This is a genomic window from Calothrix sp. CBUCES-K 9914 (assembly GCF_059640475.1).
Window position 1 is genome coordinate 74,437 of record NZ_JBXXZH010000003.1, and the last position, 21,046, is coordinate 95,482.

General features: G+C 37.9%; 21 protein-coding genes and 1 CRISPR repeat array. Of the genes, 8 read left to right on the top strand and 13 right to left on the bottom strand.

Annotation, left to right across the window (positions count from 1 at the left end):
- Positions 1-75 precede the first annotated feature (75 nt).
- A complete protein-coding gene (locus AC2JBO_RS01180; protein WP_496951783.1) occupies positions 76-654 on the top strand; it encodes a Uma2 family endonuclease in 579 nt (192 codons plus the stop codon).
- Positions 655-1,021: 367 nt separating this feature from the next.
- The gene (locus AC2JBO_RS01185) at positions 1,022-2,362 is read left to right on the top strand and encodes a DGQHR domain-containing protein (protein ID WP_496951784.1); all 1,341 of its coding nucleotides are present in this window, start codon (positions 1,022-1,024) and stop codon (positions 2,360-2,362) included.
- 172 nt (positions 2,363-2,534) lie between these two features.
- Here AC2JBO_RS01185 and AC2JBO_RS01190 read toward each other — a convergent pair whose 3' ends face one another.
- The 6 genes from AC2JBO_RS01190 to dndC form a co-directional block, all read right to left on the bottom strand.
- Entirely contained in the window at positions 2,535-2,867 is a 333-nt protein-coding gene (locus tag AC2JBO_RS01190) for an acyl carrier protein (RefSeq protein ID WP_496951785.1), read from the bottom strand.
- Entirely contained in the window at positions 2,857-3,066 is a 210-nt protein-coding gene (locus AC2JBO_RS01195; protein ID WP_496951786.1) for a hypothetical protein, read from the bottom strand. The genes AC2JBO_RS01190 and AC2JBO_RS01195 overlap by 11 nt, the downstream gene beginning before the upstream one ends.
- Complete coding sequence (gene dndE, locus AC2JBO_RS01200) at positions 3,060-3,452, bottom strand: DNA sulfur modification protein DndE (RefSeq protein ID WP_496951808.1); 393 nt, start codon at positions 3,450-3,452, stop codon at positions 3,060-3,062. Before dndE ends, AC2JBO_RS01195 begins: the two co-directional genes overlap by 7 nt.
- Positions 3,453-3,691: 239 nt before the next feature.
- The gene (locus AC2JBO_RS01205; protein WP_496951787.1) at positions 3,692-4,138 is read right to left on the bottom strand and encodes a Panacea domain-containing protein; all 447 of its coding nucleotides are present in this window, start codon (positions 4,136-4,138) and stop codon (positions 3,692-3,694) included.
- A 17-nt stretch (positions 4,139-4,155) separates the two neighbouring features.
- Positions 4,156-6,156 (bottom strand): DNA sulfur modification protein DndD, encoded by a 2,001-nt coding sequence (gene dndD, locus AC2JBO_RS01210; protein ID WP_496951788.1) that lies wholly within the window; start codon positions 6,154-6,156, stop codon positions 4,156-4,158.
- Between the two features lie 212 nt (positions 6,157-6,368).
- Positions 6,369-8,021 carry a DNA phosphorothioation system sulfurtransferase DndC gene (gene dndC / locus AC2JBO_RS01215; protein ID WP_496951789.1) on the bottom strand — a complete coding sequence of 551 codons (1,653 nt, stop codon included), beginning with the start codon at positions 8,019-8,021 and terminating at the stop codon, positions 6,369-6,371.
- A 279-nt stretch (positions 8,022-8,300) separates the two neighbouring features.
- On the opposite strand from dndC, the gene AC2JBO_RS01220 reads away from it, so the two are divergent.
- The 6 genes from AC2JBO_RS01220 (at position 8,301) to AC2JBO_RS01245 (ending at position 12,592) form a co-directional block, all read left to right on the top strand.
- Complete coding sequence (locus AC2JBO_RS01220) at positions 8,301-9,896, top strand: DGQHR domain-containing protein (RefSeq protein WP_496951790.1); 1,596 nt, start codon at positions 8,301-8,303, stop codon at positions 9,894-9,896.
- A gap of 236 nt (positions 9,897-10,132) precedes the next feature.
- Entirely contained in the window at positions 10,133-10,804 is a 672-nt protein-coding gene (locus AC2JBO_RS01225) for a GIY-YIG nuclease family protein (protein ID WP_496951791.1), read from the top strand.
- Positions 10,805-10,806: 2 nt separating this feature from the next.
- Positions 10,807-11,013 carry a hypothetical protein gene (locus tag AC2JBO_RS01230; RefSeq protein WP_496951792.1) on the top strand — a complete coding sequence of 69 codons (207 nt, stop codon included), beginning with the start codon at positions 10,807-10,809 and terminating at the stop codon, positions 11,011-11,013.
- A gap of 36 nt (positions 11,014-11,049) precedes the next feature.
- Positions 11,050-11,184 carry a hypothetical protein gene (locus tag AC2JBO_RS01235; RefSeq protein WP_496951793.1) on the top strand — a complete coding sequence of 45 codons (135 nt, stop codon included), beginning with the start codon at positions 11,050-11,052 and terminating at the stop codon, positions 11,182-11,184.
- 36 nt (positions 11,185-11,220) lie between these two features.
- Positions 11,221-11,850 carry a DNA sulfur modification protein DndB gene (locus tag AC2JBO_RS01240; RefSeq protein WP_496951794.1) on the top strand — a complete coding sequence of 210 codons (630 nt, stop codon included), beginning with the start codon at positions 11,221-11,223 and terminating at the stop codon, positions 11,848-11,850.
- Between the two features lie 217 nt (positions 11,851-12,067).
- A complete protein-coding gene (locus tag AC2JBO_RS01245) occupies positions 12,068-12,592 on the top strand; it encodes a DNA sulfur modification protein DndB (protein WP_496951795.1) in 525 nt (174 codons plus the stop codon).
- Positions 12,593-12,757: 165 nt separating this feature from the next.
- On the opposite strand, the gene AC2JBO_RS01250 is transcribed toward AC2JBO_RS01245, so the two are convergent.
- The 7 genes from AC2JBO_RS01250 to AC2JBO_RS01280 all read right to left on the bottom strand — a co-directional run bounded on the left by AC2JBO_RS01250 (position 12,758) and on the right by AC2JBO_RS01280 (position 19,340).
- Positions 12,758-13,393 carry a Uma2 family endonuclease gene (locus tag AC2JBO_RS01250; protein ID WP_496951796.1) on the bottom strand — a complete coding sequence of 212 codons (636 nt, stop codon included), beginning with the start codon at positions 13,391-13,393 and terminating at the stop codon, positions 12,758-12,760.
- Positions 13,394-13,741: 348 nt separating this feature from the next.
- Positions 13,742-14,044: a PIN domain-containing protein gene (locus tag AC2JBO_RS01255; RefSeq protein WP_496951797.1), complete on the bottom strand. Its 303-nt coding sequence runs from the start codon at positions 14,042-14,044 to the stop codon at positions 13,742-13,744.
- 7 nt (positions 14,045-14,051) lie between these two features.
- A complete protein-coding gene (locus AC2JBO_RS01260; protein ID WP_496951798.1) occupies positions 14,052-14,525 on the bottom strand; it encodes a DNA phosphorothioation-associated protein 4 in 474 nt (157 codons plus the stop codon).
- A gap of 68 nt (positions 14,526-14,593) precedes the next feature.
- Positions 14,594-15,283, bottom strand: a complete 690-nt coding sequence (locus tag AC2JBO_RS01265) for a Uma2 family endonuclease (protein WP_496951799.1) — start codon at positions 15,281-15,283, stop codon at positions 14,594-14,596.
- Complete coding sequence (locus AC2JBO_RS01270) at positions 15,273-17,348, bottom strand: AAA family ATPase (RefSeq protein WP_496951800.1); 2,076 nt, start codon at positions 17,346-17,348, stop codon at positions 15,273-15,275. Before AC2JBO_RS01270 ends, AC2JBO_RS01265 begins: the two co-directional genes overlap by 11 nt.
- The gene (locus tag AC2JBO_RS01275) at positions 17,345-17,560 is read right to left on the bottom strand and encodes a hypothetical protein (RefSeq protein ID WP_496951801.1); all 216 of its coding nucleotides are present in this window, start codon (positions 17,558-17,560) and stop codon (positions 17,345-17,347) included. Before AC2JBO_RS01275 ends, AC2JBO_RS01270 begins: the two co-directional genes overlap by 4 nt.
- Before the next feature lie 268 nt (positions 17,561-17,828).
- On the bottom strand, positions 17,829-19,340 hold the full coding sequence (locus AC2JBO_RS01280; RefSeq protein WP_496951802.1) for a DNA phosphorothioation system restriction enzyme: 1,512 nt from the start codon (positions 19,338-19,340) through the stop codon (positions 17,829-17,831).
- Positions 19,341-20,353: 1,013 nt separating this feature from the next.
- Positions 20,354-21,030: direct repeats of the CRISPR family, unit length 36 nt; unit sequence GTGTACAACTCCTATGGAGTCAGAGGTTAAAAACAC.
- Positions 21,031-21,046 lie beyond the last annotated feature (16 nt).

Here is a 21,046-nt window from a genome sequence, read left to right on the forward strand (position 1 = left end):
TTACAATTGCTCTGAAATTACTCTAAATATATCTATAATATAAGGTGATAACTTGAATGCTTAGGCAATAATCAAATGATTGTACAAGCTAACAAAAAAGAATATTATACTCTTGACGAATATTTTGAATTAGAAATTAATTCACAGGAACGTCATGAGTATATTGATGGTGAAATTATTCTTATGACTGGTGGAACACCGAATCACAATAGAATAGCTTTAAACTTTAGCGCCGCATTGAATTTATCAGTAAAACAGCAATCATATGAAACCTTTGTTGCAGACCAAAAACTCTGGATACCTAAAAAAGGCATTAACACTTATCCTGATGTAATGGTAGTTGAAGGAGAGATACAACTACAGGAAGGGCGCCGAGATACCATTACTAACCCTTTAATGATAGCTGAAGTATTATCAGAATCTACAAGAGCATATGATAAAGACCAAAAATTTGTTGCTTATCGTACTATACCTAGCTTTAAAGAATATATTTTAATAGACCAATATAGCGCACATGTTGAGCAATATTATAAAACTAACAGCAAAACTTGGACATTTACAGAATATGATGATTTAAATCAAACTTTATCTTTGAACTCAATGCCCTTCCAAATAATGCTTGCTGATATTTATAGCAAGGTTAAATTTGAGTAACTTATAGTAAACACAATTTTTTATTGTGGAGCGGGCATCCCTGCCCGCCTTTATACCTTTAATATGGAACGGGCAAGGATGCCCATTCCACAAGATTGTTTGTGTAATATCATTTGTTTTAAATACATAAAAGTGCTTAACTATGTAAAATTACTGTAAAGTAAAGCTAATTTACATACGTCTTACGTAAGTATTTGTTATAAAAGTTTCAGTTAAGCTTTTTTAAATAATTTGTAACTACACTGGGCTAGCGTCGCATTGATGAATTTATGGCGGGTTTTTATGATAATGAGAACCTTGCTCAAATTTATTATAGGCGCCAAAGCGTAGAAAAGTAAATAAATCATTAAACCAGGGAAGCACTGTTATGGCAGATTATGTACCAGCATTAAAAGCTAAGATGGGTGATTGGGATTATTATGTCACCGTCATGAAGCTGGGTAAAGTCGCGCGCGAATGTCGGTTAGCAGAAGAAATTCATGCAAACAAAGATTTGGATGAGTTAATTCAAAGAGAAATTCAAGACCGTGTGCAAAAGGAGATGGTTCCTTATCTTGTAAATACACCACAACGATTTTATGGCGCCATAGTTGTAGCTGTATATGGAGGAGAACCGGAGTTTTCTGCGGTTAAAGTTCAAGAGCATCATTTAATAGATGACAACACAGAGCGTTCGAGTTATGGATTTGGGTTGTTACGGTTTGATGGTAGCCAAATATATTATGCTTTAGATGGTCAACATAGATTAAAGTCAATTCAAGAAGGCATAAGACAAAATCCTGATTTAGCGAAAGAAGAGATTAGCGTTATTATTCTGAAGCATGAGAATACAAAAGAAGGTTTAGAGAGGACTCGAAGATTATTTTCTACTTTGAATCGTCGAGCTAAACCAACAAGCTCTGGTATGAATATTGCTATTGATGAAGATGATGCGGTGGCAATTGTTTCACGTCGTTTGATTAAAGAGAATGACACATTAAAGATGTTAGTTTTAGGTAACTTAGGTTCTAAACAAATATCGCCAAAAAAAGTACATGACCCTTACATTGCGACTTTAACAACATTTTATGAAACAAATGAAGTATTGCTTGGAGCTTATAATGGTGGGTTAGATATTGATGCAAAATTTAAGCAGTTTCGACCAACTGATACCGAGTTGGATGAATTTTATGACTATCTAGAAAATATCTGGATGTATTGGTTACGTAAATGTCCTGGTTTTGATGATGTTCTCAGGGGTAGGAAAAAAGCTGGAGATATTCGCAAGCGGATGGATAACGGCGCCCTTATTTTTGATGATAGTGGTAAACCGATTTCTGGAGGAAACGTTTATGCTCGTCCTATCGGTCAATTTATTCTAGCTGATGTCTTAAAATTAGTTAAGCTTCAAAATAAATCAGTCGAAGATGCAATAGAAGCCATAATGACTCATGTACCAGTAGATATAGATCAGGCGCCTTGGGTAAATGTTATTTGGAACCCAACGAAACAACGCGCGGACTCTGGGAAGGAAGGAAGAGGATTAATTGCTTCGATGATAAGTCATGCACTAGGTTTAAGAATAAGTACTAGAATTCGATATTTAAAACAGAAGTACCGTGATACTGTTGAAGATTTTAGAGCTAGCTTACTTGAACCAATTGATTGGTCGGGTAGACCTATTTCTGAAAATGTAGAAGATGAGGAAGAGGATGTTGGGGAAAATTGAGAATTTGGATTTGATCCCCCCAACCCCCCTTAATAAAGGGGGCTAAGAATTAGCTTTTTTTTCCAGATTTTAAAAAGTTAAAAATCTACTCCAGTTCCCCCCTTATTAAGGGGGCTAAGGGGGATTAATATTATAATCAATTTAGAAGCATCTAAAACTGAAAAGTGAAAAATTAAACAGTTGTTATAGAGGTTAAAGTTTTAGCGCTACTAATTCCGCGCGGTGAGACTATAGCATCTGGTGGTTGAATTACTTCCGCTAGTGCATCAAGCTCTTCGCCAAGATAATCTGATTGCAATATATCAGGGTTTATATGCTCGTGCTTAAGCAAAGCATAAACGGAAATACTTCCATCTTTTGATTGCCGATAACGCAGGGTTGGATTGTAGCCCATATTCTCTAACAACTTTAAAGTTTCTGAAACGGTCATATTTTCTATAGCATTCAATTCGACTGCTAAGAAAACCTCTCCAACTTTGGGAATTACTGGAAGCTCAAGCATCATTAACCTCTCCTTCAAAGGTACATTCGTAGCGTTTCCCTTTAGCTACTTTCTTTGGTTGACTAATCAACCTCACAACTGTTTTACCTTCTATAGTAGCTCGCTCTGCCTTAATTTGACATTTTCGCATGGCTTCCAACTCTGTGTCAGCCCAGACGTAATCAGTCCATACATCTTTTGGTTTTTCTGGGTCATCTAACATGATGCGTTTACAGTTAATTCAATTAAATCTTCTATTTTCTTAATCTTCTGGTCGCCAGCCAAATAACCAATACCACGGTGTAGGTGTAATGTTAGCTGTTCTGCTAAAACTTCTTTTGTAGTTCCTAAACCATCGTTATAGCAGCGCTGCTTAAGAGCGATTAACAGCATATCAGAAATATCACCACCAAACACGCGCCAATTCATCTCAACATTACTGTCTAATTTTATAGGTACTGGGGAGGGAGGTGTTGGTTCTGCTAGCGAACGACATAGTGCCCAACGGCATAATATATTCCATTGGTCTATTTTTGTAATCCGCTTGAGCTTAATTAGTTGCTCTTTAGCCGTTTGCGATAATTTTACACGTTCAAGTGGTGGTTCCATAATAAGTGCTGAGTATAAAGTGCTGAGTGCTGAGTATAAAGTGCTAAGTGCTGAGTATAAAGTGCTGAGTGCTGAGTATAAAGTGCTGAGTGCTGAGTATAAAGTGCTAAGTGCTGAGTATAAAGTGCTAAGTGCTGAGTATAAAGTGCTGAGTATAAGGAGTAGGGTGTGTGACGCCATAACAATCGTGAAGTAAAACAGATAGTTTAGTAGCGTCACGCACCTTACAAGGAGCGGAGTTAAATTGCTTCTTCGTTATTTAACTGAGTTTTAAAATATTCCTTCATTGACTTATGAGAAATTTCTGCATGAGTTTGAACCGCTAATTTCCAAGGATATTCCTCCTGGGTCATATTACGTAACTTCCAAGCAGCAAATTGCCCAAATTCTAAATAAACCTCATCTAAAAAACTTATTGTTTCATCATATATAGAAAAATCTACATCATTAGGGTAATCGATGGCGCCTGCTCCATACTTTTTGTAATATTCAAACAACACAGGAACAACAGGCCCATGTGTCCAAGCTTCTACAGGTTCAGGAAACAGCAGCGTATCATAAAGTGCTAAATAAAATCCCTGAGCATAATAAACTAATTTTTGTAACCTAAGATTTGACATCAAGTCTCCTGCATCCTCAGAAATTTGAGTCAAAAAATATTTAGCGACATCAAAACAGCTTAACATTGTTTACTTGTCCTTTATTACCAGAAATATCCATCAACTACCGATGTCTGGCGCTTTGCCGAGTCATATTTAAGTAAATACTCGCGCGCGATAGCTTCGTTTTCTCGGAGTTTTTCAACTTCGGCTTTACCTATTTCTGTATCTGTAGAGAGTAATATTACCTGATGACTTGCTGCTGGGAAGTATTTTTCGACTAAGTTACCTCGGTGTGATGAGTCGAGGCGCCCTAATGGTGTGTCAATGGCAACAGGTAAGCGGCGCCCAGATACGCGCGCGAGTCCCCATAAAAAAGCAATGGCTAAAAGTTGCTTTTCCCCTGCTGATAAACGATGTTTGGGAACAGATTTACCCCGCACGTCATATAATGAAAGGCTAAAGTTATCGGTATTAATAGCTACGCGATGAACTAAGTCTGATTTATGCAACAAGTAGCGAAAGCATTCAGTTATTTCAATTTCTAGCTTGTTCAATTTTTTTAATGTGAGCTTTTCTCGAAATAGTTTAAGTGTTTGTTGTACTCTTGCCGATGCTGCAATTATATGCTCATAATTTTTTTTATCCATTGTTTGTTTGGTATATTTTCTTAAATCTTCCTTTGTACTTGCGATTTCAAGCTCTAATTGACGAACACGTCCTTTAATAGACTCGCATTTTGTGCCAGCTTCAGCAACTTTTTTCTGAGCTTTTTTTAAAACATCTACTAAATAAATATATTCTTCAGGAGAAGCGGCAGTTTGAATTTGACGCTCTAATGTGATGATCTCGTCTTCTTTTTGCTTCAAAATCTTTAATTGCTGTTTTGCTAAATTCTTTGTGTTTTGTAACTGATAGAATATATTACTTAATTGACTTAAGCTATCTGCATCCGGCAATAACCAAAGTTCCTCTGGTTGTATGAGATTAGCATTGAGAGTTGTAATATCTTCATCCAAAAAACTCTTAATTTTTTGAGATTCTTCAGATGGTATATCTAATTTTGATATTAAATCGAGCAGACGTTTATCACGCTCGAATAATATGTCGCTGGCAATTTGCGCTTGCTGAATACGATATTCTTTCTCTCCTTGAGCTTGTCCTTGGATAAGTAAATTTTCTACTAAAGCTAGCGGTAAGATATTTGCTGATAAATCACACATACCTAAGCGTGCTTCATCTACTTCTGATACTTTTTGGTCACGCTGCTTTTCTAATTGGTTACGTTCTGCGGCTATTTTCCCACCTTCCGCAACAAATTTATCTAGAGCATCTTTTTGGTCTTTTTCCGCTTGATTGTAATAACTTATATATGAAGCTTCTTCTTCTTTGATTTTTAAGTAGTCTTCTTGCAAAAAACTTAGCTTCTCTTCTATTTCTTCAAGGTCGGCTAAATCCTTTGTATCAGCTAATTCTTTACGCTTCCGGTTGACTATAATTTCAATGTCAACTGCCAACTTATCCGCAAGTTCTAATCCCAACATTGCACGTATTGCGTCTGCAACAGATGGAGGTGGAACTTCCTGTTCTGCTAACTCTTTAACTTGCTCACCATCAAAGAGGAATAAATTAGAAATTCCTACGGGTAGTATATTTTCAATATAATCATCCCACGTATTTACTAATTCTTCTCTTTCCAACCCATCAGGTACTTTAGGGTCTAATTCTAGAACACCTAATGAGTCTTTACCTTCTTTAGGAATACTATCCCAATAGCGTACAATTTTATATACTACAGCTTTATTCTCTTGAATATGTTCAAAAGTTAATTCAATCCTTGTGTTATCAACAGGAGTCGCGTGGTTATTAACACATTGACTCAAAAAATCACTATAGCTTAAATTTCCGCGCGTTGAACACTCCGCTCGATGTCCGTATAGTGCGAGACGTATCGCGTCTAAAAATGTTGTTTTTCCACCACCATTCATTCCGCCAAGTAGTAGTATTGGACGTGAAGTGTCTTCATCAACTTCTGTGTCAAGATTGATAACGTTTCTCCCGCTATACGGTCCAAAGTTTTGTAATACTAGTTCAATAAATTTCATAATAGTTTTTATTTAGAGCTTTGTAGATGCATACCAGATTAGTGATAGCCTATTAGTACCTTGCACATGAAGATTATAGTTCAAATAGTAGCGAAGAACACAAACAATTAATATCTGATGAGAGGAAAATATTTCCAATTTGTTTAGAGACATTATATAGGTTGTCTCTAGATAATTGTTTGATAAATTTTTGACTATTGGATAGTGTTAATTCATTCTTTGGACTTGTACTTCTTTTTTCCCCAACTTATTGACTTAGTTGAATCATTTTTGTCGTTTGCATCTAAAGATTCATCATTAGAAGATGAACTTTTTACTTCCTCCGAGAGTAAAGCATCTCCTATGGTCAATTGTTTGACTTTCTGAATGTTGCCTTCGCTAACTGCTTCTTTCAAATCTCGCTTGAGGTGAGCGTTGTCAATTGCTTCTTTTTGTGAGCGTGAGCTTGTCTCGAAACACTTTAATAACTCATCATATATTCCCACACGACGTGCGCGCTTACGAAACTGATATTCGGTGTTTAATAGCTTTGCAATTAATTCTAAATGCATAGCGTCACCTTCACAAATTTCTTCGAGTACTTCCCATTCATCGCTACCAAGTAAACTGTAGCCAGCACCTGGACGGGGATCTTTAAATTCTTCTCCAGTCACTTCTTTATAAATGCGAGGTAAACTATCATCAAACTCATGTCTTTCTTCTAACCATATACGACGAATTTCACTTAATTCCTCAAGAGAAATCAGGGTTATATCGTTCATATCTTTTGGTGCATCGCGCCGTAACTGTTGCTCAACAGTTAAAAGTGTTCTGAGCCAATGCTCACGAGCTTCTTTGATATATGGACCAGGTATTGGTTCTACAGAAATTTCACCTTCTATATTGCGCTCATACAGTTGAACACCTCCTGTTCTGCGTCTAAAATCTCTCCAAGAACGGTCTTCTTCCTCTACATCTAATTCTCTACGAAGGTCTAAAAGTGGTTGTAACCATTCTTTTTCTTCATCGTTGTGAATCATTGCCGAAAGTGAGCTATCTTCGCTTACTAATGTACAAACCCAACATCCAAAACGAGAGTTTCCACAACTTGGTGTTGATGTGTCTACAACCAGAGGACATTCGTTATCAGCACTGGCGCCTCTGTACATACTAAACAAATCCTTGTTACTATATTCCCAAGGATTATCCCACTGCATCAAGTAAAGCCAAACTTCGTCATTTCGCCAATCTTCAATTGGACTATAAACCAAAGAGTTTGGCAAGTTCATATTAGGGCTGAGATGATCACGAACTCGTTTTGCTTCCCACTCCTTCATGCGTTTTGCACGTGGAGCGCTTTCTGCTTTGCGTATTCCTAAAACTACAATAGCTTCCCCAAAGGAGCGAATTACATCTCGGATAAACCGATTTGATGGGCTAATTTTTAAACGCTCTGTACACCAACGAAATTTTCTCCTTGGTGCAGGGTATCCTTTACCAATCAATCCGACCCAAAATGTTTCTTTCCACTCTGGTTGTAGCAAATGAGGTTCCATTGGCATTTGTTGTTCTTCAGCAGCCATTTTTATTTGCTCTAAAGATTTACGTACCCAATGAGAAACATAAGGATTTTCTACAAGAGTATCTGTTGTAATGACGTGGATGGTTTTTGTGCGTTTTTCAAGTGGAAGTTGGGCTATGGCATTCCATACTAACTGTAAAGTCGCAGTACTATCTTTACCACCACTGTAGCCAAGACACCAGGGTACAGCGTCTAAGCAGTATAAATCTTGAATTTCTTTTGTCAGAGCTTGAACATTTTCGATAAACTCTGGTAATCCACGCTTTTGCTGACCTTTACTGTCTGCTGTTTTTACTTTTGCCATTGTCCTTCCCTACCTAACACAAAATTACACCTCACAAATAAAGTCCGCTACAGAAGCGGACTTAACAACCGTTAAAGTTATATCACTTATTATTCTTATCATTTCTTTACAATAATGCTCCAAAATAGCTGTAACGTGATTATAACAATTGTTGCTGGACGTTAAGTAAAAATATTTATAATAAAATATAGCATTATATGGTTTTTAAAAACTACACTACAGACATATAATTGTTAAAAAATTTGACTCTTATGTCAACCCTAGTTTTTAAAAATTCATATGGGCGCCAGAACATCTAAGCAAGTTAAGGATACTACAGGTTCTTACTCATTGGGAGGAACTACCGATAAACAGGTGCTTTCTCAACTCCTTGACAAGTCTTTCGAGAATGAGAATCAAATCCCAGTGCAAAAAGTTGAAATGGGTGGTACAGAAGCATATGTAGGCTCTGTTACTCTCGAATGGTTTGCGAATCGGGTTAACTTCGCTTCATATTTACCTTTGCTTCGTCATAAGTATAATCCTCAAACGGGCAATATCGAGATAGATGCCGAGAGTATCGACGAAATCCAACAGCGTCCTATCGACTGGTCACGTCAATCAGCTTTAGTACAATATCTTGCATCACGTAAGCACCACAAGTTCCCCCCAGTTCTTGTAGTCGTTAATCAACCTTGGGTAGATATTCCTCATGCTGAAGAGTGGGATAGTAAAGGCAAAGCGAGAAGGTCTGCTATAGAATTCACTCCATTAGATAGTGGAAACAAATTTGGCTTACTCAACATTTCAGATGAAGATGTAACCATTTATGCCTTAGACGGACAGCATCGTTTGATGGGAGTCCAGGGTTTAATAGAGTTACTTTCCGCGCGCAAGCTTCAACGTTATAAAAGAGACAAAACTCCTTACGAATCATTTATAACTATAGATGATTTAGTCGAACAGTTCGATATTTCACAAAGTTACCTGAAAAACATACCACAAGAAAAAATAGGTATCGAGTTTATATCGGCAGTTGGAATTGGAGAAACGCGCGAAGAAGCAAGGCAAAGAGTACGCTCAATTTTCGTCCACGTCAACCTGATGGCAGTACCTTTAACCAAAGGTCAACTGACACAGTTAGATGAAGATGATGGCTTCTCTATCGCTGCTAGAAAAATAGCTGTGAGTCATCCCTTATTGGAACAACGCGAGGATAGAAAAGCGCGCGTAAATTGGAATAGCGCGACTGTTGCCACAAAATCTACAGTCTTGACGACGCTGCAAGCACTCAAAGAAATGTCAGAACGCTACTTAGGACAGAAATATCCACACTGGAAACAAGAAAAAGGTTTAGTCCCTAAACGTCCTGAAAGCGATGAGTTAGCCGAAGGAATTGCTGAATTTCATCAACTTTTTGATTACTTAGCCAGTCTTTCGAGTTATAAAGTACTAGAAGACGAGGATACACCAGCATTACGACGCTTCAGCTTTGAGAAAGAAAGTGGAGAAGGAAACATGCTTTTCCGTCCAGTCGGTCAAGTCGCAATAGTTCAAGCGCTAGGTGTTTTAGTCTTCAAAAAAGAAATTTCGCTCGAAAAGATTTTTAAGAAGCTCCGTAAATTTGACCGTGAAGGTGGTTTTAGTAATATTGAGTTGCCAAAATCCATATGGTACGGTGTATTATACGACCCTAACCGCAAGCGAATACTCGTAGCTGGAAAAGACTTAGCAGCGAAGCTACTAATATATATTCTCGGTGGAGTCAAAGATTCAGTTGAGCGAGCGAAATTACGCTCAAGTCTTGCAAAAGCAAGAACCTTCGAGAATCAGACGATAAATTTTGAGGGTGATTTTGTAGACTCAAAAGAAATTATGCTTCCACCGCTTTTGTAGTTGTATTTTAGGACATACTTAGGAAATTTACGTAAAATAAAATACAGTTAATAACTGCTATTACTGTGCTTTGGCAAAAGCAAGTTGCACAGTAGTAGTGTTTCAATGTGCCTAGCAAAGCTGGCTAAAAATTTTTGTTGATAATTTGTTACATACACCACACTAGTGTTAACTACTCACATGTTAGAGAATGATTATGTTACCCTTTTACTTAACGTATAAGGAGAGTTTAATTTGTGACATGGTTACAGAGTAATGAGGCTGTGCAGCAGTTAAGCGAAAATGTATATTTGTATGATTTATCACAGATACGGGGCAGTAGTGCTGTTTTGAGTCGTATACCTAGTAACATCGGTGGAATATATGCCTGGTATCGTCGCTTTGAGCTAGATACTCTAGCAAAGGATGACCCAGAAACATTTGTCAAATATATTATTGAGGAATTATGTAAAGAGCATTCAGCTTCAAGAGAAACAAGACTTCCACCCGCTTACAGGATAACACTACAGCCAGAAACATCTTTTTCTAAAGAGCTTTTACTCAAGGAGTTAGCTAAAGACTCAGCATTTCGACAATTGCTATTTATGCTCTTGAATAATTCGCTAATTTTCCAGCATCCTTTGTATATAGGCAAAGCGCAAAATTTATATTATAGAATTCGTACTCACCTTCGCGAGGGTAGTATTTTAGGTGAAAGATTTGGTATAGCAGGACATGACATAAATCGTTGTAGGCTTTTACTTATTCAAAATTTGAATCAAATATCTAACACTAGCACTATTATTGATGAATACGGAGATGAAGAATTAGATGAAGATACTGAATTTTCTGAGATTGCGTCAGAAACATTAATAGAAGATATTTTGTCTAGACTATTTCTTCCATCATTTACTCTTAGGTACGGTTAAAAATGCTAATAATTTCAAATAACGAAGGCAAAGCTCGGTTTAATAAGCCTCTCTATGGATTGACCGGAACTTATACGTTATCAGAAGGTATCGCACTACCTTATGTCCTTTCATTGGTAGAAATCAATAGAGTGATTGACGAGCTTCAAATAGTAGAAAATATACCAGCATCCTTAGATACTCAGTGGTCTTTAAAAGAGCTTTTTTAACGTGAAATTGATGAGAAGAGAGTTGAAGATGATATTGTGAAAGGCTATCTTCTCGATCAGAGAAAAATTGATTTGGTGCGTGAAAGGCTTGCTGCTGTCCTTGTTAAAGGATTACCTGAATTGTATAACCCCAATATTAAAGCTCAATCCTTAGAAGATGAAGAAAGTTAAATTAAAATAGCGTAGTATACAACTTAAATTTTGATAATGTTAAATGTTTATTCTTTACTTCAACCTTACTTGGATAAGTACAAATCTAAGCGGTGTTACTCTGGATTAATTTTTAAGCAGGGACAGCGAACAATGTTGCAAATTAACGTCCCTGGTATTGATATAGCTAATCTTCTTCAAGCAAAACCACTAACTGCTAATAACCCTGATTCAGGTAAAGACCGTCCAGAAATTAAGGGTCATGTAGAAGAAATCAAAGACTACATTATCGAACGCGCGAGTAATAAAGAACCTTGGCTTCTTGCTACATTAACAGCAAACGTGGCACCAGAAGACATTACAGTCATTGAATTAGGTCAAGGTTTTTGTTTAGTAATTATTCCTCATGATGTGAAATTAGACGTTACTGATGGTCAACATCGCATCAAAGCGATTAGTGAAATAGCACAAAGTACACTAGGAGCGTTAATAAACGAAGATTATTTCCCGGTTAACCTCATATTAGAGAGTAACTTTCGTCAGTGTCAAATAGACTTTCGAGATATGGCACAAGCCAAACCTGTAGATAAATCTTTGTTATTATCCTTTGGTGAAGCGTCTGGTAGAACTGGTATTACAAACAAATTGACTCCTAACTTGCACATTCAAAAAATCCATATACAATAAGGGTTCCAAAAAATGTGCTAGTTTCATATTTTACTGGAGCGCTTGCGGCGCCAGTCAGAGGCTTATATCTTGCACCTACACCCTATAAGGGTGGGACTATACGAACAAAGCCTGCCGGGAGCAGGCTAAAAAGGCTATTTTATCGTGTTATTGATAAAAATTTATGTTTATTGTAAATGGAAAAATTAAGTATTAATACGTTGGTGCAAGATGTGAGTTGATAGAACAGGTTTCAATGTTTCGCGGTAAAACAGATAGGGTAAAGAAGGCACCTGATAAGAAAGGTAAACTAATTTATACAAGTAATTACATAGCCACGCTTGTAAGTTATGCTTTTGCTGATAGCCATGTTGAAGAATGCTCTCAAGCTTTAGCTTCATGTTTAAATCAGTTCTTTTCTGAGTGCGTACAAACTCGACAAATCGCCCAAACAAGCGTAGAAAAATTGACTGTTGATGAGGTAAAGAATTTTAAGAAAGAATGCTTACTAGGCGTAAGTATGGGTATACAATTCTTAGGAAGGATGCTTTATTATACTTATGATAAAGCAAATAATCGATTTGATGCATCTAAAGTTTCTGAGCTTGCACAACTTGATTGGTCAAGAGAACATGAACTTTGGCGAGGTAGTTTAGTTAGGATAGATCCTAAGAACACAAAATCGGACAATAATTACATTATATTTGGGGCTGGCGCTGTTGGTGATGCAGTTACAGTCGTAAAAACATCATTGGGGTGGTAATAATTAAAAAAATGTAATTCTATATTAATGTTCATGGTGCGTTACAGTACTTTAATTTTTCTTTTTTGTCTAGTTCATTAATGCTGTAACGCACCCTACGATTCTTGGTAATATTGTAATAAATCTAATATTTCAGCGCCAGGGCAATTTAAGACCTATACTAATTTACACAGCCAAATCAAAAATCTGTTGTGCGGTTAGGTTGATTTGAGGAAAGGTGGGAGACACAATTACATCACTGCCGCTAAATAGTCTCTTTACATATTCACCATCTACAAGTTCACAAACAAAAATAGCTGGTTGTTTAGGGTTTCCTATAAAATCACGTCCTCCTAGTCCTGCGTAGTCAATAATCCAGTATTCAGGGATGCCCATTTCTTCGTAGTCCCCAAACTTGTCATAGTAATCGTCACGCCAGTTAGTGCTAACTACTTCTACTATCAATTTGACCGAGGTTGCATTTTGGATAACTGACTCACTTTCCCAGCGTGTTTCAGCCTTGATAGTCTCTTGGTTCAAAACAATAATGTCCGGCTCGTAGCCTGACTTATCAGAGCTAGGTTTAACAATTGATTCTCTAGGGATAGTCCAGATACCACCTTTACCCATCTCCCTAATGATGATAAGTAGTTTCTCAATTAAAGAACCAGTTAAATTTGAATGCTTTCCTCTAGGTTTAGGCATCTCAACTATTACCCCATTATGTAATTCGTAACGGACTATTGAGTTTTCTGGATACCATTCGATAAATTCATCGAAGGTAAATATTTGTGCTTCTGCTTGTGTTTGAGTTTGGGTCATACTTGTTCCTTACTTTGCAGTTTACGAGTATGTGGCTTTTATAATTTCTAATTGTAGCGCTTTCTTTAATGGCGCCCAATCTATTTATTTTCAGTATTTTGATGTAATGACTTGCAGATAGGTCGCTTTGGTGTTAAATTCACAACTTTCTTACCATCTTCATACTGTCTTTTCTGCAAATCCTCAAATATCGCCTCCAAATCACAGATTCTTGGTAATTCATAGCCAAAATCAAGACTTATTTCTGAAAGTTTTCTTCGGATTTGGGCGTTTGCTATATGCCTACAATTCCAGGTTAGCAGATAATCCATTTCATGCACTGTAGCTGCTGCAATATGAAGAGCATCATCAGAGGCTTTTGGCGGCAGATTTGCTCTGAGCTAGAAATGTTGCTGCCAAGTTTAGTACATCGGTATTTAATTCAAGTAAGCGAAAACTGCGTAAAATATCTAGTCTGTGAGCCGCAATTTCTAAATCGCCTTTTGCCACTTCATCTAAAACCACTTTTGATGCATGTAGTAAAAATTTTCTACTGTTTAAGTTACACCAGTTTTTTGTCACTTCAATATTTTCCGCAATAATCAGGTTTGTAGTTGGTCTAGCAGTAAGATAACCAATAATACTAGTTTCGATGTAAACTGTTTCACTCATACATTAATTAAGGTAAAAATCTACTTAAATCGAATTCTCGGTCTGTTCTGTCTTTGCTTGTACGCTCATAGCTAAGTAGCAATAAGATTCGTTCTAAATAATCTACGGCGCCAAGTACTTCATTTTGGATTATTTCTAACCCTCCGTTGGCGTACTCTTCAAATATCTGATTACGCTGTTTTTCTAACTCTTCTTCTGTCGGAGATAATATTTCTATATCTTGAGTTTCAACGACTGCTAGTAATTTAATTACTACATCGTACCCCATTGATATAAATTGCTCTATACGTATCGGCCCTGGTTCTTTTTTAGATACTCCTTCTAGAGGAACGCGCTTTTTATGCTTGGCGCCTAGCGTGGCAGCAAACACAACCACATCCGCAAAAGTCTGAAAAGCCCCAGTTTTCCCACCTGAAATAGTTAAAGATTTGACTAATTCAGCTTTGTCTTTTGCGATTCTAATTTTACCTGTTTCCGTCATAAATTTGATAGATGTTAAATTTTAAATCTTAGCCCACGCAGGTGGGCTTTGCTCGTGTAGCCTACCCTTTAGGGTGTGGATGATATGGGTGTTGTGGGTGATGTGGGTGATATGGGTGGTGTCGGTGTTATGGGTAATGTAGGTGTAATTAACGGTTCAAATAGATATTTAATTTCAATTTCAACATCGGGAAAAGCAACTAACGATATTTTGGCACTTTTATCTAAAACAGTTTGTTGCACATAATTATCTTTCCCTAGTTCGCGAAACACATACACTTGTTGAGATTTAACAGCTATAACAAAATATTCTGGTATTTTGGCTTTAGCGTAAGTACGTGCTTTTGTTTTAAGGTCTTTGTTCAAAGTTCTGTCTGCAACTTCTATGAGCAAGTAAATATCTTCCGGTGCAGGATGAGCATTAGCGTATGCTTGAGGGTCAATACGAACAACTGCTACATGTGGTTCAGGTTCTGAGTTAGGACGTAACGTTACTGGCGCCTGCACTCTAATGGTTGCCTTTTGTCTTAACAAATCCCTAATATAATCTGATGATATTTGTGTAATTGAAGCATGTGGAGGTTTGTGGGCACTCATCTGTATAATACGGCCTTCGAGTAATTCTACTTTGTGTTCTTCCGTAATAATTTCAGCCTCAATCATGCGGTGGTAGTCTTCCACAGTCCACAAATGTAAACTTGCTTCTGATGCTGTATCTATTGCTGTTGCTGAAAAATCCTCAAGCGCTTTACTCACCATTACAATTAACCTCCACTATTTCGGTATACTCGAATTCGTTGGAACTTTGCTTAATTAAAGGATATCTAACTCCTCTAAGTTCTATATAGTCTTGCTCGCAGTCAGGTTTAGATGAGTGGTAAATTAAAATATATTCTTTTCCTACACGGTTCGTTATTTCTTCTTCCAGTTCTCCTCTCCACTGTGTTTTTGTCACTAACACCACTAGTTGGTTCGCCATTTCTGGAACTATTTTTGCTACATGGCGCCGTGATATCTCATCTAAGCTACCAAACGGGGAGTCCATAACTATTGGGAAAGTGCTGCTTTCAGGAAGCATTAACATTTTCTTTTTCTCACTCCACTCGCGCACTTTATCGATAATGCTACTTATAAACGAAAGGCTGAGTATTTGATTTTCTCCTGTTGATGCGGCTACAGGCATTTCTACACCAAGGGTATTCTCCATTAGTGTTAGCTCGTATTTATCACTAATTTTTGGAATATACGGCGCCGGAGATATAGCGCTGAATATCTCTTGCACCCGCTTTTCGAGCGAATAACGAAAATGATTCTCTTGCCGTGTTTTTACTTCGCTCAACCTGTCGATAGCATCTTGAGTTGCACTAATACGACGCTGTGCGAGCAGTTGCCGTTCTTCGTTCAGCTTTTGCTTGGCTATTTGTTTATTCAAATCATCTAACTCAGCATTTAGCGTCTCCCTTTGCTGCTGGTTACGACCTTGTTCAAAAATTAATTCGGAAATCTTCGCTTCAATATCTTCTATACGCTGCTCAATATCGCGAATTTCCTCACTTGGATTTTTTCGCAGTTTTTCCTTGATTTCTGCCAATTCTACGTCAATTTGACTTAGTGTTTGCCTAGTCTCATTTATCCTTACTTGCTCTGTATCTACTTCTTGCCAAAATGATACTGCTTGCTTGTCAATTTCATCGACTTGTGCAGTCATCCGAATTGCTGTTTCCTCTACTGTGGAAGAACCTGCTTTTTCTAACCATTGCTCAACATGCTTACGTGCTTGACTATGGTCGTGTAAATAACTACCGCAAATGCATTTATTACCATTGAGTAAATTAATTACAAATTCCCTTGATATACCTGACTTCAGACCACCAGCATCTTGTTTGTTCTCAATAATATTACGGAACTGTATATTAATATCTGAAAGTAATACACTATAAGCTTGATTAGATATAAACCTTTGTAAGTTATCTTTACTTTTGGCTAACTGCTTCTGTAATGAACTTCTTTGTGACTCCAAATGCTGGCGCCTTTCTTGCAACTCCTTAACAGCACCTAGTTCGCGTAACCGACCACCAACCTCTTGCTTAAAGGTATTTTGATATTCTATCTCTTGCTGAATCTCAAAAGAGCGCTTACTAATTGCCTCAACCTGAGACTCAATATCACTCTGCTGCTTAAGCAACTTTTTAATTTCCAAGTCACCGATAGTGCGTAGTTCAGCTTCAAGCGCGCGTTTTGCTTCTGCCAAATGCCTTATCGAACGGTTTATTACCTCCACTCCCAAAAGCATTTTCGTAGCTTCAGCAATTTCAGCTTTTTTATCATTGCGAACAATCTTTTCTATCCGCTCACCATCAAAAAAGAAATACTGGTGCAAGCTACTAGGCAAAATCTGATTAATAATATCGTCTGCATGTTGGTCAGGGACGTACCACTTTCCATCTTCCCTCATCACCAACATATACATATCAGTCTTACCCGCTTCCACTTCAGACTCAGTTTTATAGACCCGACTATGACGCTTCGCGCGGTAACGTTTACCATCATGTTCCCAAGTAATTTCTACATAACACTCCACCGCTTGCCCAACAGAAGCTTCCGCAACCGCACGTTTGTTCACCAACTGTTCAGCAGACGCAAACGCAGCGCTAAATTTTTCATAAAGCACCCAAGTAAACCCATTTAATATACTCGTCTTCCCGGCGCCGTTATTCCCATGAATTACCGTCGTATTTTTTACCTCGTCAACCGCGAGATACAGTTCCGGCGTTTTACCGTAAAACGAGCGGAAGTTACAAAGACTTATCGATATCAGCTTCATTGCACGACACCCTTAATAATTGTCAAAATATCATCACTTATATGACCAAAACTTTTTCTATCAAGTCGGTTTTTCTCCAACTGCCATACCATTTCGATAATTTTTCTCACTTCTTCTGGCGCCGTGTATATGGGCGCCTGCACATCCTCAATATCATCAAAATTACTTTCTGTATTTTCTAAATCACTACTCTTTTTACTTTGCTTTTTCATCGGTAGTTGCTCCAGATATATTTGATACGATTGTACTTTTTTATATCATATTTTTCTATCCGTGAACACACTGTGTTTAAATTGGCAAGATAATCTTACAAAAGTCTCTATATATATAGGTTTACACAATTTTTATGTAATATTAAATACATTTATTTATTTATGAAGAAATATCAAGAAGAAAATCCCCCCTAGCCCCCCTTAATAAGGGGGGAACAAGATTGAATTTAAAGCCCCCCTTAATAAGGGGGGATCAAAATCGGTTTGTTTAAATGCTGAGTAAGCCGTAGCGTTTTTGTAATTCAAGTAATTTTAGTCTTGCTTCACCTGCATTATCAGCTAAATCAGCAAACTCAATAAACCGCTTTAATTCCTTCCTAAGTAAGTTACGCTCAACTTCCAACGTATTCCTATCCAAATCTGGTGGTAAAACAATCATATCGAATACAGTAGCCCTTTCTTTTCCAGGGTGGGGACGCAATACTCGACCTCGACGCTGGATGAACTGACGAGGATTACTTGAACTCGCGAGTATTACGGCTGTTTGAATAGCAGGAATATCAACCCCTTCATCTAAACATTTTATTGCTACCAAACCTTGTAATTCCCCACTTTCAAACTGGCGCCGTATTTTTTCTCGTTGGGATAAAGGTGTTTGTGCTGTATATGTGGTAATACGATAATTTAATTCAACGCCTAGTATTTTAGTAACTGCTCTGAGTTGACTTAAGTCATATTTAGAGTCCGCTTGAGGCGAGCCGTCGCTACAGTAAAATAATGTATGAGTAGTTTCCCGGCGCCCCTGCATAAGTTCGCGTAGTGCGTTAAGCTTATTTTCAGCGGCGCCAACAAGTCTTGCACGCTGCATTAAAAGATTCGTTATATCCTCGTTATTTTCAATATCCGTTAAATTAGTACTCTCTTTACCTTTAAATAAAAGTTTACGCCCTATTTTTTGCGTAATCTTAGAATACGCAATACTCTCTGTCTCTGTTAACTCTACAAGAACTGGGTAATATAAATAGTGGACTAATGCCCCTTGCCCAATTGCATCTTTCAGTGTAAACTCTGGCTGAATTACCGCTCCAAAGTAGCTGAGTAAAGATTGAGTACCCTCTTCATCGTAATATCTTTCTGGTGTCGCTGAAAGTCCCAACCGTAATCCCACGTGCCGAGGTAAACTTTCTTCTACTTTCGAGGCGCCTAAATTATGTGCTTCATCCCCAATAATTAAAGTGCGTTCAGGTAAATATCTAAGCTGTGATTGAAAATTGTCTGTTGTTAAAGTTGAGTTAGTTGTAATTATAGTTAAAAATTCTTGCGTACCCGAATGTATATTATACAGCTGCGTTGTTAGCTGACTTTGCCAATTGTTAACATTCTCAAAAGCTAATATTGGCTTTAAGTTAAATTTCTCACACTCCCGTCCCCACTGCGTTACCAAATGTCGGTAAGGACATACTACAAGTAATACTTGAAGTTTAATTTGTTTGTAAAGTTCACAGGTTATTGATAATGCAGTAATAGTCTTACCGCTACCTGTTGCCATTTTCAATGTACCCCGACCATTACTTTTAAACCAGTTGGTAATCGCTTGAGTTTGATAAGGACGTAATACCAACCATGATGGTATGTGGGGGCGCCCAGGTGAAGGCTTTATCTGGTAGCCACTATTTGACTCCCTAACGGAACGAAATAACTTTTTTGTTGAAAGTTGAAATTTATTAGCTAAATTAATTTGGTCAGATGTTTTCTCTACCCTGGTTTTGGTTAGATACATATATTAGTTGATTTAATATTGGATGAGCGATCCCCCTTCTACGCCGGGGGTTTAGGGGGATCAACTTGAACTTGTCGTGTAAGTTACGGTGTTATTTAAAAAACTGGACAGCATAACTTGCACAACAAACAAGTAATTTGTCACACATGTTTTGGTAAATTTTTCTATACTGGAAATGGGTTATAACTTTACACGTGCTTCTACCTGGGCATGACACAAGTCTTGATTTTAGCCGTTTGCAGTATATATGCCAGAGATTACCGCAGAGACGTGATAGATCACGTCTCAACAGCATTATCTATAGCACCTTATTAAAAAGGTATAAGGGACTTCCAAAAATTAAATTAACCATCTTGTGGGATGGGCATTCTCGCCCGTCCTAATATCGGGGCGGGCAAGGATGCCATTGGTGTCAAGTTAAGGTTGGCGCCCATGCGTCAACGATAGGTTTTGTGATGAACGAGGTATAAACATGAACTTTTTGCTTGCTTTTATACTGAATCGGAGAGCGATGCAGATAAACAAAGTACTAATAGCCCCTGAAAAAGTTCATTTTTTGCTCCTTTAAAACCTAATTTTTAAGCATAAATACTTATTGACGTAATAAGTTTTAGCTTAACTTGACGCCAATGGCATCCTTGCCCGCCCCAAATCTACAAGTCACGCAACCGACACATTGGAAGGACAACTCTTATAGAGTCTAAGGATTAAAACACCAACATAAATATTCTATCTTAATTACAATCATTGTTGAGATATCAACTTTGGTGTATTTTTTCAAACAACGTCTACAACTCCTATGAAGTCAAAGGTTTAAAATGCCCTTTAGGGATTAGAAGCGGCACCACTGCTTACGAGGTGTGTACAACTCCTGTGGAGCCAAAGGTTTAAAACACCATATCGCCAAAATCAGGCAAAAAGGCGTATGCATCTTGTACAACTCTTGTGGAGACAAAGGTTTAAGGTTTAAAACACTTTACATCCTGAAGTAACTCAATGGCGTTATCTGCATAGTGTACAACTCCTGCGGAGACAAAGGTTTAAAACACAGTTAAAATTGGCGATGTGAGCGCTGCCTCAACATTGTGTACAACTCCTGCGGAGACAAAGGTTTAAAACACTATGTATATGACTTGAATGGCGCCGTTACGACAAGTGTACAACTCCTGCGGAGACAAAGGTTCAAAACACCGTAACTGCAACGCGCGAATCTTTGATGGGCATGAAGTGTACAACTCCTGTGGAGTCAAAGGTTCAAAACACGTTGCTAGTGCGTTCCTTACTACGTCAGCGTTGCTGTGTACAACTCCTATGGAGTCAAAGGTTAAAAACACATATCTCCGGGCTGGATTGGTTGGAAATCTGGGTGTGTACAACTCCTATGGAGTCAGAGGTTAAAAACACGGTACTATATCCTTAATTTCCGCTTCACTCCACCTGTGTACAACTCCTATGGAGTCAGAGGTTAAAAACACCTCTGGGACTGGCGCCTTTATTAGCTGCATTGCTTCCGTGTACAACTCCTATGGAGTCAGAGGTTAAAAACACAGCCGCGCGCAGCGCAGGATAAGTAGCGCCTGTTAGTGTACAACTCCTATGGAGTCAGAGGTTAAAAACACGGTTTCCAATTCCCCTAAATCGCGCGTAACAATTCGTGTACAACTCCTATGGAGTCAGAGGTTAAAAACACAGCTTTGTTACGGGTG

Excerpts from the sequence above, each read along its gene's own strand:
- AC2JBO_RS01270 (WP_496951800.1), bottom strand. The coding sequence starts at position 17,348 with ATGAAGCTGATATCGATAAGTCTTTGTAACTTCCGCTCGTTTTACGGT.
- AC2JBO_RS01250 (WP_496951796.1), bottom strand. The coding sequence starts at position 13,393 with ATGACCCAAACTCAAACACAAGCAGAAGCACAAATATTTACCTTCGAT.
- AC2JBO_RS01260 (WP_496951798.1), bottom strand. The coding sequence starts at position 14,525 with ATGACGGAAACAGGTAAAATTAGAATCGCAAAAGACAAAGCTGAATTA.
- dndD (WP_496951788.1), bottom strand. The coding sequence starts at position 6,156 with ATGAAATTTATTGAACTAGTATTACAAAACTTTGGACCGTATAGCGGG.
- AC2JBO_RS01265 (WP_496951799.1), bottom strand. The coding sequence starts at position 15,283 with ATGGTGAGTAAAGCGCTTGAGGATTTTTCAGCAACAGCAATAGATACA.
- AC2JBO_RS01190 (WP_496951785.1), bottom strand. The coding sequence starts at position 2,867 with ATGATGCTTGAGCTTCCAGTAATTCCCAAAGTTGGAGAGGTTTTCTTA.
- AC2JBO_RS01275 (WP_496951801.1), bottom strand. The coding sequence starts at position 17,560 with ATGAAAAAGCAAAGTAAAAAGAGTAGTGATTTAGAAAATACAGAAAGT.
- AC2JBO_RS01205 (WP_496951787.1), bottom strand. The coding sequence starts at position 4,138 with ATGTTAAGCTGTTTTGATGTCGCTAAATATTTTTTGACTCAAATTTCT.
- dndE (WP_496951808.1), bottom strand. The coding sequence starts at position 3,452 with ATGGAACCACCACTTGAACGTGTAAAATTATCGCAAACGGCTAAAGAG.
- AC2JBO_RS01220 (WP_496951790.1), top strand. The coding sequence starts at position 8,301 with ATGGGCGCCAGAACATCTAAGCAAGTTAAGGATACTACAGGTTCTTAC.
- AC2JBO_RS01255 (WP_496951797.1), bottom strand. The coding sequence starts at position 14,044 with ATGAGTGAAACAGTTTACATCGAAACTAGTATTATTGGTTATCTTACT.
- AC2JBO_RS01240 (WP_496951794.1), top strand. The coding sequence starts at position 11,221 with ATGTTAAATGTTTATTCTTTACTTCAACCTTACTTGGATAAGTACAAA.
- AC2JBO_RS01230 (WP_496951792.1), top strand. The coding sequence starts at position 10,807 with ATGCTAATAATTTCAAATAACGAAGGCAAAGCTCGGTTTAATAAGCCT.
- dndC (WP_496951789.1), bottom strand. The coding sequence starts at position 8,021 with ATGGCAAAAGTAAAAACAGCAGACAGTAAAGGTCAGCAAAAGCGTGGA.
- AC2JBO_RS01195 (WP_496951786.1), bottom strand. The coding sequence starts at position 3,066 with ATGTTAGATGACCCAGAAAAACCAAAAGATGTATGGACTGATTACGTC.
- AC2JBO_RS01280 (WP_496951802.1), bottom strand. The coding sequence starts at position 19,340 with ATGTATCTAACCAAAACCAGGGTAGAGAAAACATCTGACCAAATTAAT.
- AC2JBO_RS01185 (WP_496951784.1), top strand. The coding sequence starts at position 1,022 with ATGGCAGATTATGTACCAGCATTAAAAGCTAAGATGGGTGATTGGGAT.
- AC2JBO_RS01180 (WP_496951783.1), top strand. The coding sequence starts at position 76 with ATGATTGTACAAGCTAACAAAAAAGAATATTATACTCTTGACGAATAT.